The organism is Inquilinus sp. YAF38, assembly GCF_052113205.1.
Lineage (GTDB): Bacteria > Pseudomonadota > Alphaproteobacteria > DSM-16000 > Inquilinaceae > Inquilinus.
This window is the reverse complement of the sequence record NZ_JBFRCU010000068.1, coordinates 29105-42557: the sequence shown is the minus strand read 5'-3', so window position 1 is coordinate 42557 and position 13453 is coordinate 29105. Positions and strand designations below refer to the sequence as shown.

Sequence of the window (13453 nt, the reverse complement as noted above, 5' to 3'; positions counted from 1 at the left end):
GCCCTCGCCATTGCTTTCCCCATCGCCGCCCTTCAGGCCCTCGGCCTCGTCTCCATCGCAAAGCCGCATTCCGCTTAATCCACCGAACCGCCGGATACGGACCCGTATGTCCGGTGGTGTGGGAGGGGGGAGCCGCGAGGCTTCCCCCTATCCCGATCGCCGCCGATCAGGCGGGCGCCGCGTTAACGCAATGTTCATTGCGCCGACGTATCGATCTCGTTCATGCTATGTTCTATGAACAAGGCGCAGACCGAATCGGCCCCCGAGGCCTCGGCCGCTCCGCAGGAGGAGCGGGCGGCGGATCTGTGCGTGGTGGCGGAGCTGGTCGAGATCCAGATGTCGATCGCCCGGGCGACGCAGCGGGAGGCGCTGCAGGCGCCGCAGCCTGGGGTCGAYTATTGCCAGCGGATCGCCACCGTCTCGCGCGCCGTGCGGCTGACCCTGCTGCTCAAGGACAAGCTGTCGCGGCAGGCCGTCGAACGGCGCAAGGCCGCGGCGCAGCGCGAGGCGGCGCAGGAGGACTGGCACGAGCTTCGGGTCAGGCTGGCGATGATGGCGGCGGCCTATGAGGTGTCCGAGGACGGCGAGGAGGCCGACCGCCGCGCCGACGAGGTGTGCGAGCGGCTGGAGCGGCCGGAGGTGGCGGAGCTGGTGGAAGCCAGCCGGGCCGAGGTCGCGGTGGCAGCGCTGTGCCGGCGCTGGGGCTATCCGGTGCAGGTGAAGCAGTGGCTGGAGATGGCCGACGAGGCCCTGGAAGAGCTGGGCTTCATTCCGCCGGAGGACGGCGAGGATGATGAGGATCCGCCCGAGCCCCGCTCGGCCGGCACCGGCCGCCGCAAGCCTCCGGATACCGGATGACCGCGTAGGTTGGGTTCGCGTCTTCGCGAACCCAACATGTCGCCGCCATTGCGGCCCCCGATCCTGTTGGGTTCGCTGCCGCCAACCCAACCTACGACACCGATTTGCGCAGCCTTCCACACTCCCCCTCCCCTTGCGGGAGGGGGTTGGGGGAGGGGTCTGCGCGCGTCCGCGCGCCGCCGCCGTCCGCTTTCCCAAACAAAACCTCGTCATCCCGCGAAAGCGGCACGGCTGTCCGGTTGAGGATCGCAATTCAAACGTGTTCAGCTTGGTCTCACGCTCTATTTATTGTCATCCTCGGGCTTGACCCGAGGATCCAGGGGCAGCCGGAGCAGTTCTCGATGGCCCCTGGATTGCCGGGTCAAGACCGGCAATGACAATAAAAGTTTAGTTCACCGTTTAAATCTGCAACCCGAAAAGCTTAACCAGATAGCCGTGCGAAAGCGGGGATCTCGTCACGCTTTGATCGGGAAGAGATTCCCGCGTTCGCGGGAATGACGACAAGGGGATGGACTGCCGTTCTGAAAAGGTCTCGCCACGCGGGAGAGGCAACCCGACATTGCCGCATCGGGGACCTACCCCGCCCGGCGGATCACCACCGGGATCGACTTGTAGGTCGGCGTGCCGCTGCGCTCGTCATAGGAGTCGAGCGCGACCAGGCCGTTGGCCTCCGGGTAGTAGGCCGCGGCCGAGCCGCGGGCGATGTCGTAGGCCACGGCGGTGACGCCGCGCAGCACCCGCGGCGGCTGGCCCGAATCATTGGCCACGGCCTCGACATCGACCCGATCGCCATGGCCGAGGCCGAGCGCCGCGAGGTCCTGCTGATTCAGGAACACCACGTCGCGCCGGCCGGTGATGCCGCGGTAGCGGTCGTTCAGCCCGTAGATCGTGGTGTTGTACTGGTCGTGGCTGCGGATGGTGGTCAGGCGCAGCGCATCGGCCTGGGCCACACGCGGATCCTCCTCGACCCCGTCACAGACCAGGAACTTGGCCTTGCCCGACGGCGTCCGCCATTCGCGCTGCGACGCCGGCACGTTCAGCCGGAACCCGCCGGGCTCGGCGACCCGCGCGTTGAAGTCGAAGAAGTCGGGGAACACCGCCTCGATCTTGTCGCGGATGCGGGCATAGTCGGCGACCAGCCAGGCCCAGTCGACCTTGGTCTGGGGCAGCGTCGCCAGCGCCAGCCCGGCGATGATCGCCGGCTCCGACCGCAGCTGGTCCGAGGCCGGGGGCAGGGTGCCGCGCGAGGCGTGCACCATCGACATCGAATCCTCGACCGTGACCGACTGGGCGCCGGTCTCCTGCAGGTCGCGCTCGGTCCGGCCCAGGCAGGGCAGGATGATCGACTCCTGCGCCAGCAGCAGGTGCGACCGGTTCAGCTTGGTGGCGATGTGCACCGCCAGGTCCAGCTTGCGCATGCCGGCGAACACCGCGTCGGGATCCGACATGGCGACGGCCAGGTTGCCGCCGAGGCAGATGATCGCCTTGGACCGGCCGTCGATGATCGCCTGCACCGATTCCACCGCGCTGTGGCCCTTGTCGCGCGGCGGTTCGAAGCCGAAGACCCGCTCGATCGCGTCGAGGAACGGCTTGGACGGGATCTCGGTGATGCCGACGGTGCGGTCGCCCTGGACGTTGGAATGGCCGCGCAGCGGGCAGATGCCGGCGCCCGGCCGGCCGATATTGCCGCGCAGCAGCATCAGGTTGGCCAGCTGCTGCACGTTCGAAGTGCCGTGCCGGTGCTGGGTCAGGCCCATGCCGTAGCAGACGATGACGTTCTTCGCCTTGGCATAGACCGAAGCGGCGGATTCGATGGTGTCGCGGCTAAGGCCGGACTGGGTCTCGATCACCTCCCAGGACACCGTCTCCAGATCCGCGGCCAGCGCCTCGAAGCCCACCGTGTGCTCGGCGATGAAGGCCCGGTCCAGCACCCCGGTCCCGCCGGTGGCGAGGTCCGCGGCGTCGGACGCCAGCAGCGCCTTCATCATGCCCTTCAGCACGGCGACGTCGCCGCCGACCTTGACCTGGTGATAGGCCGAGGCGATCGGGGTCGAACCGAGGGTCAGCATCTCCAGCGGGTTCTGCGGCGCGGCGAAGCGCTCCAGCCCGCGCTCGCGCAGCGGGTTGAACACCACGATCGGCACGCCGCGCTTCGCCGCCTCGCGCAGCGTCGTCAGCATGCGCGGATGGTTGGTGCCCGGGTTGTGGCCGATGCAGAAGATGGCGTCGCAGAGGTCGAAATCCTCCAGCGTCACCGTGCCCTTGCCGACGCCGATCGACACCGGCAGCCCGACGCTCGTGGCCTCGTGGCACATGTTCGAGCAGTCGGGGAAGTTGTTGGTGCCGTATTCCCGGACGAACAGCTGATACAGGAACGCGGCCTCGTTCGAGGTCCGGCCGGAGGTGTAGAACTCGACCGTGTTCGGGTCGGCATAGCCGCGCAGCCGCTCGCCGATCCGGCGGAACGCCTCGTCCCAGCTGATCGGCAGGTAGCGGTCGGAGGCCCGGTCATAGGCCATCGGATGGGTCAGCCGGCCCTCATCCTCCAGCTTATGGTCGGACCAGGTCCACAGCTCCGACACCGGATGCGCGGCGAAAAACTCCGGCGTGGTGCGCTTGCCCGTGGTCTCCCACGACACCGCCTTGGCGCCGTTCTCGCAGAACTCGAAGGACGAGGTGTGCTTCGGGTCGGGCCAGGCGCAGCCGGGGCAGTCGAAGCCCGAGGGCTGGTTCATCCGCATCAGCGCGCGGGTGTCCTCGGCGATCGCCATCTGGTCCTTGATCGCCCGGGCCACCGCGCCGAGGGCACCCCAGCCGCCGGCCGGCCCGCCATAGGGCTTCACGCCGGGAACGTCGTTCTCTTGTGCCATCGGGGGCTCCTCGGAAGCGGGCCGGTACTATACACGCGGCAGGGCGTTGGAGGGACGGGCCGGGGCGGGGATCGCGGCCTCGCGGTCGGCGCCGCGCTCCTGCAGCCAGTAGCCCAGCCCGACCATCAGCCCGCCGCCGACCAGGTTGCCCAGCGTCACCCAGACCAGGTTGTGCACGGCGCCTTCGAAGGTGATCGTGTCCGGATGCTCGCCCAGCAGGGCCAGGGCGAAGACGAACATGTTGGCGACCGAATGCTCGAAGCCGCAGGCGACGAAGATCGCGATCGGCCAGAAGATCAGCGCGATCTTGGCGGCGTCGTTCTCGGTGCGGCCGCACATCCAGATCGCCAGGCAGACCAGCCAGTTGCACAACAGACCGCGGGCGAACAGCTCATAGCCGGGCGCCGCGATCTTGGCGGCGACGACGGCGAAGAACTCGCCGCTGCCGTCGGTCAGCAGCACGCCGCCGCCGGCCATGTGCAGCAGCGCCGCCAGCACCACCGCGCCGATCAGGTTGCCGACCCAGCAGGCGACCCAGACCCGCAGCATGTCGGCCCAGCTGCTGTCGCCGCGCAGCACGGCGAAGGGCATGTACATCGCGGTGCCGGTGAACAGCTCCGACCCGGCGAAGACCACGATGGTCAGGGCCGAGGCAAAGACCGCGCCCATCACCAGATGCGCCCAGGACGGGTCGGCATGGGCGCCGACGGTGAACATGAAGATGTCGCCGAAGCCGATATAGGCGCCGGCCAGGGCCGATCCGATCAGGAAGGCCAGCAGATGGGCCTTGACCATCCCGGCCTTGTGCGCCCCGGATTCAGCATATTTGGCTATCGTGTCGCGATACATCGCCAGCCTTCTTCATGTGTCGAAGAGGATTCACCCATCCCTCGCCGGGCCCCCGCATCTGGCGCAGGGACCCGGCGGCGGGGCCGCCGGCTAGCCGGCGACGACCGGGGACTTGTCCTTGCGCAGCGCGTCCATCACCGTCTTGTCGAGGTTCAGATGGCCCTGCACCAGCTCCGGCGGGGTCAGCGCCAGCCACTGGTTCAGCGAGATGTCGGCGTAATAGCTGCTCTTGAACATCTCGAGGAAGCGCAGCGTCGTGCTGCCGGTGTTCTCGATGTAGTGGCCCATGGCGAAGGGCACGTAGCCGACATCGCCCGCCGTGAAGTCGATGGTGCGGGCGGCACCGACGGCGCCGAACACGCCCATCCGGGCCTGGCCTTCGATGTAGTACTGCCACTCATCGGCATTCGGGTGCCAGTGCAGCTCGCGCATCCCGCCGGGCTCGATCTCCACCAGCGCCGCGGCGATGGTCTTGGAGGCCGGGAAGTTCGAGGAGTCGGTGATGCGGACGGTGCCGCCCTTGGTCTTGATCGGATCCTGCGCCAGCATCCGGTGGCTGAAGACCTGCGGCACTGGGCTCGCCCCGGGGATCCTGTCGCCGGCCAGCGGGCCGGGGACCGGCAGGTTGAAGATGTAGCGCTGCCGCGGGTCCGGCGTGTTGCCGAAATATTTCGGGTCGACGCCGAAGTTCTTGCCCAGCACGTCGGTCGGCACATGCTTGAACCAGTCGCTCAGCAGGAAGGTGCCGTCCTCGTCGAATTCGCCGTCGTCGAAGACGAGCAGGAATTCGCAGCCATCCTTGCCCAGGCCCTGGATCGAATGCGGGATGCCCGAGGGGAAATACCAGAGGTCGCCGACGCCGACATCATCGACGAAGTTGTTGCCGGCGGCGTCGACGGCGGAGATCCGCGCCTCGCCATACAGCATGTAGGCCCATTCCCCCTGCTTGTGCCAGTGCAGCTCGCGCGTGCCGCCGGCGTTCAGGCGCATGTTCACGCCGGCGATGTTCTTGGAGACGCTGAGCTCGCGGATCGTGACCTGGCGGGTCCAGCCGCCCTCCTCCTGGCGCACATGGGCGTCGGAGAACGAATAGCGCAGATTCTGGAACGTGCCGCTGTCGGTCCGCGGCGGGTTCAGGAAGCTCGGGTTCTCCCCGTCGCGCAGCAGGTCGCGCGGGCCGGGATCGGTGCCGCCGCGGCCCGGGGTCATCGGCTGCGGCACCGCCGCGGTCTCGGCATTCGCGCCGGTGGCGGCGACGGCGAGGCCGCCTGCGGCCATGGTGCCGAGCGCGGCTCGGCGTGTGAACAGGGTCATGTGTTCCTCCAGTCCTTCGTGGTCCCGGCTTTTCAGGAGCCGGACCGCACGTCGCGGACGCTGAGCGCCACGGCGGCGTCATGGGATCCACGCGTCGATCGTCTTTCCCGGGAGGCGGGGAGGGGGAGGTCGGGGCGGTCGATCGCCGGGGCCTCGCCCGCGCCTTCGGCCCAAGCCGATTGGCACGTTGGTTTGAGGGTCGGAACCGGCGGGCCGGGCGGCAGGTTTCGCTTGTAGTCAGAGAAAGCGGCCGCCCCGGCCATCGCCGGTCCGACCGTCGATGTCCCGCAAGAAAACGCCCTTTGCCGGACCGGCACCATCATATTGGCGGTTGGCTTCGTAACCGGGAGCGGTGCCATGGCCCATACCTAGGTATAGGCAGCCGGCCGGCCCAACGCCTACAATCGGCGGCAGGGGCAGAGGGGCACCGCGGCACGCCCGAAGTTGTCCGCAGCCATCCGGCCGGCCGCAGGCGCCTGGCTGATGTGATCGCAGGAGAGAGACCGTGGAACTGCGCAATCTGGGCCGGTCCGGCATCCGGGTCGGGCCGCTGGCCCTCGGCGGCAATGTGTTCGGCTGGACCGCCGACGAGGCCGCATCCTTCCGGGTGCTCGACGCCTTCGTCGATGCCGGGCTGAACCTGATCGACACCGCCGACGCCTATTCCACCTGGGTGCCCGGCAACCAGGGCGGCGAGTCGGAAACCATCATCGGCAAATGGCTGAAGCGCAGCGGCAAGCGCGACCGGGTGGTGGTCGCCACCAAGGTCGGCTGGGAGATGCCGGGCCGGCCGCAGCGCAAGGACCTGTCGGCGGCCTGGATCCGCGAGGAGGTCGAGAACTCGCTGCGCCGGCTGCAGGTCGATGTCATCGACCTGTACCAGTCGCATCATGACGACCTGGAGACGCCGCAGGAGGAGACGCTGGCGGCCCATGCCGAGCTGATCCGCGCCGGCAAGGTGCGGGCGATCGGCGCCTCGAACTTTTCCGCCGACCGGCTGGCCTCGGCCTTGAAGATCAGCGCCGAGAAGGGCTTGCCGCGCTACGAGACGATGCAGCCGCACTACAACCTCTACGACCGGTCGCACTATGAAGGGCCGCTGGAGGATCTGTGCCGGCGCGAGGGCATCGGCGTGATCACCTATTTCTCGCTGGCCAGCGGCTTCCTGACCGGCAAGTATCGCAGCGAGGCCGACCTGTCGAAGAGCGCCCGCGGCGGCGGCATGAAGGACCGGCTGAACCCGCGCGGCCTGCGCATCCTCGATGCGCTTGACCAGGTGGCCAAGGCGCATGGCGTCCGCCCGGCCACGGTGGCGCTGGCCTGGCTGATCGCCCGCCCCGGCATCACCGCCCCGATCGCCAGCGCCACCAGCCCGGACCAGCTGGAGGACCAGATCGCCGCGACCCGGCTGACCCTAGCGGCCGACGAGATCCGGCTCTTGGACGAGGCGGGGAGGTAGGGCTCGCGGCCGGGATCACCCCGGCCGGCGCGACAGCGGCAGCCTGACCCCCGGCTCGGGCTGTTCCTGCAGCACCTCGCGGCGGAAGCGGACCAGCCGGGCCGGGCGGCCGCCGGTGCCGCCGGCGACCTCGCCGGTCTCCTCCACCAGCCCCTGGCTGTCGACCAGGCGGCGGAAGTTCGGGGCGTGCAGGCGCAAGCCCGCCAGCGCCTCGACCGTGCGCTGAAGCTGCGACAGGGTGAAGGTCGGCGGCATCAGCTCGAACACCACAGGCCGGTACTTGATCTTGCCGCGCAGCCGGCCGATTGCGGTGGCCAGGATGCGGCGGTGGTCGGCCGCCATCGGCGCACCCTCGGCCAGGACGGGGCAGGTGGGGTTGCTGCCGTCCTGATGCGCCTCGGCGGCCAGCCCGGCCTCGTACATCAGCTCGTAGCGCTCCAGCACCCGCTCCTCGCCCCAGGGCAGGCCGCCGACGCCGAAGGCGAGACGCAGCCGCGCCTCGCGCCGCCGCCGCTCCGGCTCGGCCGGCGCTGCCGCGACCCAGTCGGCCAGCGCCGGCTCGATCCGGTCCAGCAGCTCCGGGCGGCCGCTGCGGCGGTCCTCCCAGGGGAAGTGGCGGTACCAGTCGCTCCACAAGCTGTCGCCCGCCGGCGCCGCCTCGCGCAGCAGCGCCAGATAGCCGACCGACAGCACCCGGCCCGGCCCGGCCAGGTGCCGGTCGCGGTCGCCGAAGGTGTACAGCTGCTCGACATAACCCAGCGGCTGCCCGGTCTGGGCCTCGACCCAGGCACGCAGCCCCAGCTCCAGCGTCCGGTGCCGCGGCTCCAGCGGGCCGGCCGGCAGGGCGTCGACCCCGTCCGGCCCGCGCAGCGCCAGTACCCGCGGCGTCTCCCCGGCCACCGCCACGACCACGGCCGACAGGTCGACCGTCACCCGGTCCTGGGCGGCCCGGCTCTGGGGAGATTGCGGCGCCCGCTGCGCCCCGGCCGTCACGCCGGCCATGCTGGTTTCGAAGCCTCGACTCTCATGCGGCCAGGATAGCATGCGTGGGCGTCGGCTCGATGACTCTCCGGGGATATGCCGCGGGGAATCGGGCAGGGCCGTCGAGCCGTGGCTTGACAGGGCGACGCGTGCAGTGTCACTGACCGGCGTTTCTGCCCTGGTCCGAGAGCGATCCCATGCACGCCTACCGCACCCACACCTGCGGCCAGCTCCGTCCCGAACAGGCCGGCGAGACCGTCCGCCTGTCGGGCTGGGTCCATCGCAAGCGCGACCATGGCAATCTGCTGTTCCTCGACCTGCGCGACCATTACGGCCTGACGCAATGCGTGGTCGACACCGACAGCCCGCATTTCCCGGCGGCCGAGGCGGTGCGGGTCGAGAGCGTCGTCACCATCACCGGCACCGTGGTCAAGCGCAGCGCCGAGACCGCCAACGACAAGCTGCCGACCGGCGGCATCGAGGTGCGGATCGACGATTTCGTGCTGCAGTCGGCCGCCCAGGTGATCCCGCTGCAGGTCTCGTCCGACGAGGATGCCGGCGAGGATGTCCGCCTGCGCCATCGCTTCCTCGACCTGCGCCGGCAGAAGATGCAGCGCAACATCGTGCTGCGCAGCGAGGTCATCTCCTCGATCCGCCGCCGCATGATCAGCCAAGGCTTTCGCGAGTTCCAGACGCCGATCCTGACGGCGTCGAGCCCGGAGGGCGCGCGCGACTTCCTGGTGCCGGCCCGCCAGCACCCCGGCAAGTTCTACGCCCTGCCGCAGGCGCCGCAGCAGTTCAAGCAGCTGCTGATGGTGGCCGGCTTCGACCGCTACTTCCAGATCGCGCCGTGCTTCCGCGACGAGGACGGCCGCGCCGACCGGTCCCCGGGCGAGTTCTACCAGCTCGATTTCGAGATGAGCTACGTCACCCAGGAAGACGTGTTCCAGACCATCGAGCCGGTGCTGCGCGGCGTGTTCGAGGAATTCTCGGGCTTCACCGGCACCAAGCGGGCGGTCACCGCCGGCCCGTTCCCGCGCGTTCCCTATGCCGAATCGATGCTGAAATACGGCAACGACAAGCCGGACCTGCGCAACCCGCTGGTGATCACCGACGTCACCGCCGTCTTCGCCCGCGAGGACGTGACCTTCCGCGCCTTCAAGGGCGTGATCGAGAAGGGCGGCGTGGTCCGCGCCATCCGGGCGCCGAAGGTCGCCGACAAGCCGCGCAGCTTCTTCGACAAGCTGAACGGCTGGGCGCAGGAGCAGGGGGCGCCGGGCCTCGGCTACCTCGTGTTCGAGGCCGGCGCCGGCAAGGGCCCGATCGCCAAGTTCCTGGAGGCGGGAGCTCAAGGGGCGCTGCGCGAGGCCACCGGCGCCGAGGATGGCGACGCGGTGTTCTTCGTCGCCGACCTGGAGGCTGCGGCCGCCAAGCTGGCTGGCTTCGCCCGCACCAAGATCGGCCAGGAGCTGGAGCTGATCGACCCGGACCGCTACGAGTTCTGCTGGATCGTCGACTTCCCGATGTACGAGCTGAACGAGGAGACCGGGCAGATCGACTTCAGCCACAACCCGTTCTCGATGCCGCAGGGCGGGCTGGAGGCGCTCGAGACGCAGGACCCGCTGACCATCAACGCGTTCCAGTACGACATCGTCTGCAACGGCACCGAACTGTCCTCGGGCGCGATCCGGAACCACAAGCCGGAGATCATGATCAAGGCGTTCGAGATCGCCGGCTACGACCGCGACGTGCTGGAGGCGAAGTTCGGCGGCATGCTGTCGGCCTTCCGCTTCGGCGCCCCGCCGCATGGCGGCTCGGCCCCCGGCATCGACCGCATCGTCATGCTGCTGGCGGACGAGCCGAACATTCGCGAGGTCATCGCCTTCCCGATGAACCAGCGCGCCGAGGACCTGCTGATGGGCGCCCCGGCCGAGGTCGACCCGGCCCGGCTGAAGGAGCTGCACATCAAGCTGGACCTGCCGAAGAAGGCGAACTGAGGCGGGCCGCGCTGCGGCGCTTGCGTCGGCCCGCGCCTCGGGCTCAGATGGCGCATGTCCCGCATCGCACCATCCGCCGCCTTCGTCCTCCTGCTGCTGTCCGGCGCGGCCCAGGCCGCCCCGGCGGCGGCGCTGCAGCCGCACCGGGCGGTGTATTCCCTGACCCTCGACATGACGCGCGGGCAGCGCAGCGTGATCTCGATCGAGGGCAAGATGGAGTATCGCTGGGCCGCGGCCTGCGACGGCTCCAGCTTCGAGCAGGACTACCAGGTGGCGATGGTCTACGCCTCGGGCGACACGCTGACCCGCAAGACCCGCTATGCCGGTTGGGAATCCGCCGACGGGCACGAGCTGACCTATAATCTCAGCTCCTCGACCAATGGCGAGGACAAGGAGGATATCCGCGGCACGGCGCGACTGGACGGGGCCGCGGGCGGCGACGCCGTGTACAAGACGCCGGCCGATCTGAAGCAGGCGCTGCCGGCGGGCAGCCTGTTCCCGACCACGCATATGCAGCGGCTGGTCGAGGCGATGCGGCAGGGCCAGCCGATCTTCACCGCCGGTTTCTTCGACGGCAGCTCCACCGACGGGCCGCAATATGTCAGCGTCGCGATCGGCCGCACCCAGCCGGGCGACCCCGCGGCCGATGCGCTGCGGCAGGGGCCGTCGCACCCGATCGTCATGGCCTTCTTCACCGTCGGCAAGGCCGACAAGGACAAGAGCGCGGAGCAGCCCGATTACGAGCTGCGCCAACGCCTGTTCGAGAACGGCATCGCCGACCGGATCGTGATCGATTATGGCGACTTCGCCATGGCGGCGAAGCTGGACACGCTGGAGCCGATCGACGCGCCGCACTGCGACTGAGGCTCACGCCCCCAGCCGGTCCGACACCACCGACCAGTTGACCAGGGTCTCCAGCACCGCCTTGACGTGGTCGGCGCGGCGGTTCTGGTAGTCCAGATAGTAGGCGTGCTCCCAGACATCGATGCCGAACAGCGGCTGGCCGCCATGGGCGAAGGGCGAGTCGGCGTTCGAGGTGCCGACCAGGGCCAGCTTGCCGGCATCGGCCACCAGCCAGACCCAGCCGCTGCCGAACACCTTGGCGGCGGCGTCGGTGGTGGCCTTGACCAGCCCGGCCTGGTCGCCGAAGGACTCGCCGATGGCGTCGGCCAGCCGGCCCTGCGGCGCCTTGGGACCGCCGGGGGTGAACTGCTCCCAGTACAGGTTGTGGTTCCAGGCCTGGCCGGCCTGGTTGAACACCGCCGCATCCTTGGCCGCGGCCGACTTCGCCACCACCTCGGCCAGGGTCATCGCTTCATAGGGCGTGCCGGCGGCGAGCTTGTTCAGCGCGTCGAAATAGGCCTTGTGGTGCTTGCCGTAGTGCAGGCCGACGGTCTCGGCGCCGATGGTCGGCGCCAGCGCGTCCTCCTTGAACGGCAGCGGCGGCTGCTTGAACGGGCCGGACGCTGGCGCCGCAGCGGTCTGAGCCAGGGCAGGGGCGCCGATCCGGACGGCGGTGGCGGCGAGGGCGGCGGCGCCGCCCAGCGTCAGGGCTTCACGTCGGTTCATCGCAAGGCTTCCTCGGTTGGGCGCCGGTCCGAGCCGGCGAGTCGAGCAGATGGGGCGCAGTCTTCTCCCGACTGGGGTCCGGCGCCCAGGGGGATCCGCCGCGGCGGAAGGACGCGACGGCCCTATCCCGGGCGCCGCGGCAGGCCGGAGCGGCCCCTGGCGATGGCGTCGGGGCCTAGCTTGCGGCGCATCTCGTCCATCGCCTCCTCGACCGCGCGGCGGCGGGCGGGGGCGGGGTCCAGCAGGTCCGGCGGGTCGGCCAGGCGGCCTTCGACCAGGTCGGTGCAGCCGATGCCGATCAGCCGGAAGGCCTCGCCGGACGCAGCCTGCTCCACCATCGGCACGGCGACGCGCCAGATCGCCTCGGCCAGCTGGGTCGGGTCGGCCAGGCGGTGGCTGCGGGTCAGCTGGCGGAAGCTGGCGGTCTTCAGCTTCAGCACCACGGTGCCGCCGGCCAGGTCGTGCTTCTTCAGCCGGGCGGCCACGGTCTCGCACAGCGGCCACAGCTCGCGCAGCAGCGCCTGCGAATGCTGGATGTCGGTGGCGAAGGTGGTCTCGGCCGAGACGCTCTTGGTCTCGCCGTCCGGGTCGACCGGCCGCTGATCCTCGCCGCGGGCGTAACGATACAGGCGGCGGCCGAACACGCCGAAGCGGCGGACCAGCGCGCCTTCGTCCAGCCGGCGCAGGTCGCCGACGGTGCGGATGCCGTCGCTGAACAGCTTCTCGCGCATCACCGTGCCGACGCCGGGGATGATCCCGGCCGGCTTGTCGGCCAGGAAGGCCATGGCGTCGGCACGGCCGATCACGGCGAAGCCGCGCGGCTTATCCAGGTCGGACGCGATCTTGGCCAGCATCTTGTTCGGCGCCAGCCCGATCGACAGGGTGACGCCGATCTCGCGCTCGACCCGGCGGGCAATGTCGGCGCAGGTCTCGGCCGGGCTGCGGCCGTGCAACGCCTGGGTGCCGCTGAGGTCGAGGAAGGCCTCGTCCAGCGACAGCGGCTCGACCTTCGGTGTCGCCGCCAGGAACAGGGCGCGGATCTGCCGGCTGACCCCGGCGTATTTCGCCATGTCCGGGCGCAGCACCACGGCGTCGGGGCAGGCCTCCAGCGCCTTGAACATCGGCATGGCCGAGCGGACGCCGTACAGCCGGGCGACGTAGCAGGCGGCGGCGACCACGCCGCGCACGCCGCCGCCGACGATCACCGGCCGGTCCGCCAGATCCGGCCGGTCGCGCTTCTCCACCGTGGCGTAGAAGGCGTCGCAGTCGAGATGGGCGATGCTCAGCGCGTGCAGCTCGGCATGCCGGATCAGGCGCGGCGACCCGCAGCGGGGGCAGCGCCGCGCGCCCGGCGGCGGATGCGTGCCGCAGTCCCGGCACAGGCCGGGCAGCAGGCTGGACCGGTCCGGCTTCGGGGTCATCGCGCCGGCCGCGGTGCCATGGGATCGGACATGGCGTAATTGTACCCGTTTTGTACCGGATATGCACCGGTCACCGCGATGCGCGTGCGGCAGCCTTTACAAGGCAGGGGGGGGCGGCCGATTCTGCCGTCTGGG

Annotated in this window: 10 protein-coding genes; 4 read left to right on the top strand and 6 right to left on the bottom strand. The window is 69.9% G+C overall.

The annotated features are described in order from the left end of the window. Positions 1-234 precede the first annotated feature (234 nt). Entirely contained in the window at positions 235-858 is a 624-nt protein-coding gene (locus AB4Z01_RS25515) for a hypothetical protein (protein WP_441698667.1), read from the top strand. Between the two features lie 575 nt (positions 859-1433). On the opposite strand, the gene AB4Z01_RS25510 is transcribed toward AB4Z01_RS25515, so the two are convergent. The 3 genes from AB4Z01_RS25510 to AB4Z01_RS25500 form a co-directional block, all read right to left on the bottom strand. After that, positions 1434-3728: an FdhF/YdeP family oxidoreductase gene (locus AB4Z01_RS25510; RefSeq protein WP_441698666.1), complete on the bottom strand. Its 2295-nt coding sequence runs from the start codon at positions 3726-3728 to the stop codon at positions 1434-1436. 27 nt (positions 3729-3755) lie between these two features. After that, positions 3756-4577 (bottom strand): formate/nitrite transporter family protein, encoded by an 822-nt coding sequence (locus tag AB4Z01_RS25505; RefSeq protein WP_441698665.1) that lies wholly within the window; start codon positions 4575-4577, stop codon positions 3756-3758. 90 nt (positions 4578-4667) lie between these two features. Continuing rightward, the gene (locus tag AB4Z01_RS25500) at positions 4668-5891 is read right to left on the bottom strand and encodes a cupin domain-containing protein (RefSeq protein WP_441698664.1); all 1224 of its coding nucleotides are present in this window, start codon (positions 5889-5891) and stop codon (positions 4668-4670) included. Between the two features lie 505 nt (positions 5892-6396). Between AB4Z01_RS25500 and AB4Z01_RS25495 the strand changes: the two genes are divergently transcribed. Continuing rightward, positions 6397-7350, top strand: a complete 954-nt coding sequence (locus AB4Z01_RS25495; RefSeq protein ID WP_441698663.1) for an aldo/keto reductase — start codon at positions 6397-6399, stop codon at positions 7348-7350. Positions 7351-7365: 15 nt separating this feature from the next. On the opposite strand, the gene AB4Z01_RS25490 is transcribed toward AB4Z01_RS25495, so the two are convergent. Continuing rightward, positions 7366-8352, bottom strand: a complete 987-nt coding sequence (locus tag AB4Z01_RS25490; RefSeq protein WP_441698662.1) for an NUDIX hydrolase — start codon at positions 8350-8352, stop codon at positions 7366-7368. 176 nt (positions 8353-8528) lie between these two features. Here AB4Z01_RS25490 and aspS point away from each other — a divergent pair, with 176 nt between their 5' ends. Together aspS and AB4Z01_RS25480 are read left to right on the top strand one after the other, a co-directional pair. Continuing rightward, on the top strand, positions 8529-10328 hold the full coding sequence (gene aspS, locus AB4Z01_RS25485) for an aspartate--tRNA ligase (RefSeq protein ID WP_441698661.1): 1800 nt from the start codon (positions 8529-8531) through the stop codon (positions 10326-10328). A 54-nt stretch (positions 10329-10382) separates the two neighbouring features. Further along, positions 10383-11192 (top strand): EipB family protein, encoded by an 810-nt coding sequence (locus AB4Z01_RS25480; RefSeq protein ID WP_441698660.1) that lies wholly within the window; start codon positions 10383-10385, stop codon positions 11190-11192. 3 nt (positions 11193-11195) lie between these two features. On the opposite strand, the gene AB4Z01_RS25475 is transcribed toward AB4Z01_RS25480, so the two are convergent. Further along, positions 11196-11897, bottom strand: coding sequence for a superoxide dismutase (locus AB4Z01_RS25475; RefSeq protein ID WP_441698659.1), 702 nt, complete (start codon positions 11895-11897; stop codon positions 11196-11198). A gap of 122 nt (positions 11898-12019) precedes the next feature. After that, entirely contained in the window at positions 12020-13318 is a 1299-nt protein-coding gene (locus tag AB4Z01_RS25470; RefSeq protein ID WP_441698658.1) for a DNA polymerase IV, read from the bottom strand. Between the last annotated feature and the right edge of the window lie 135 nt (positions 13319-13453).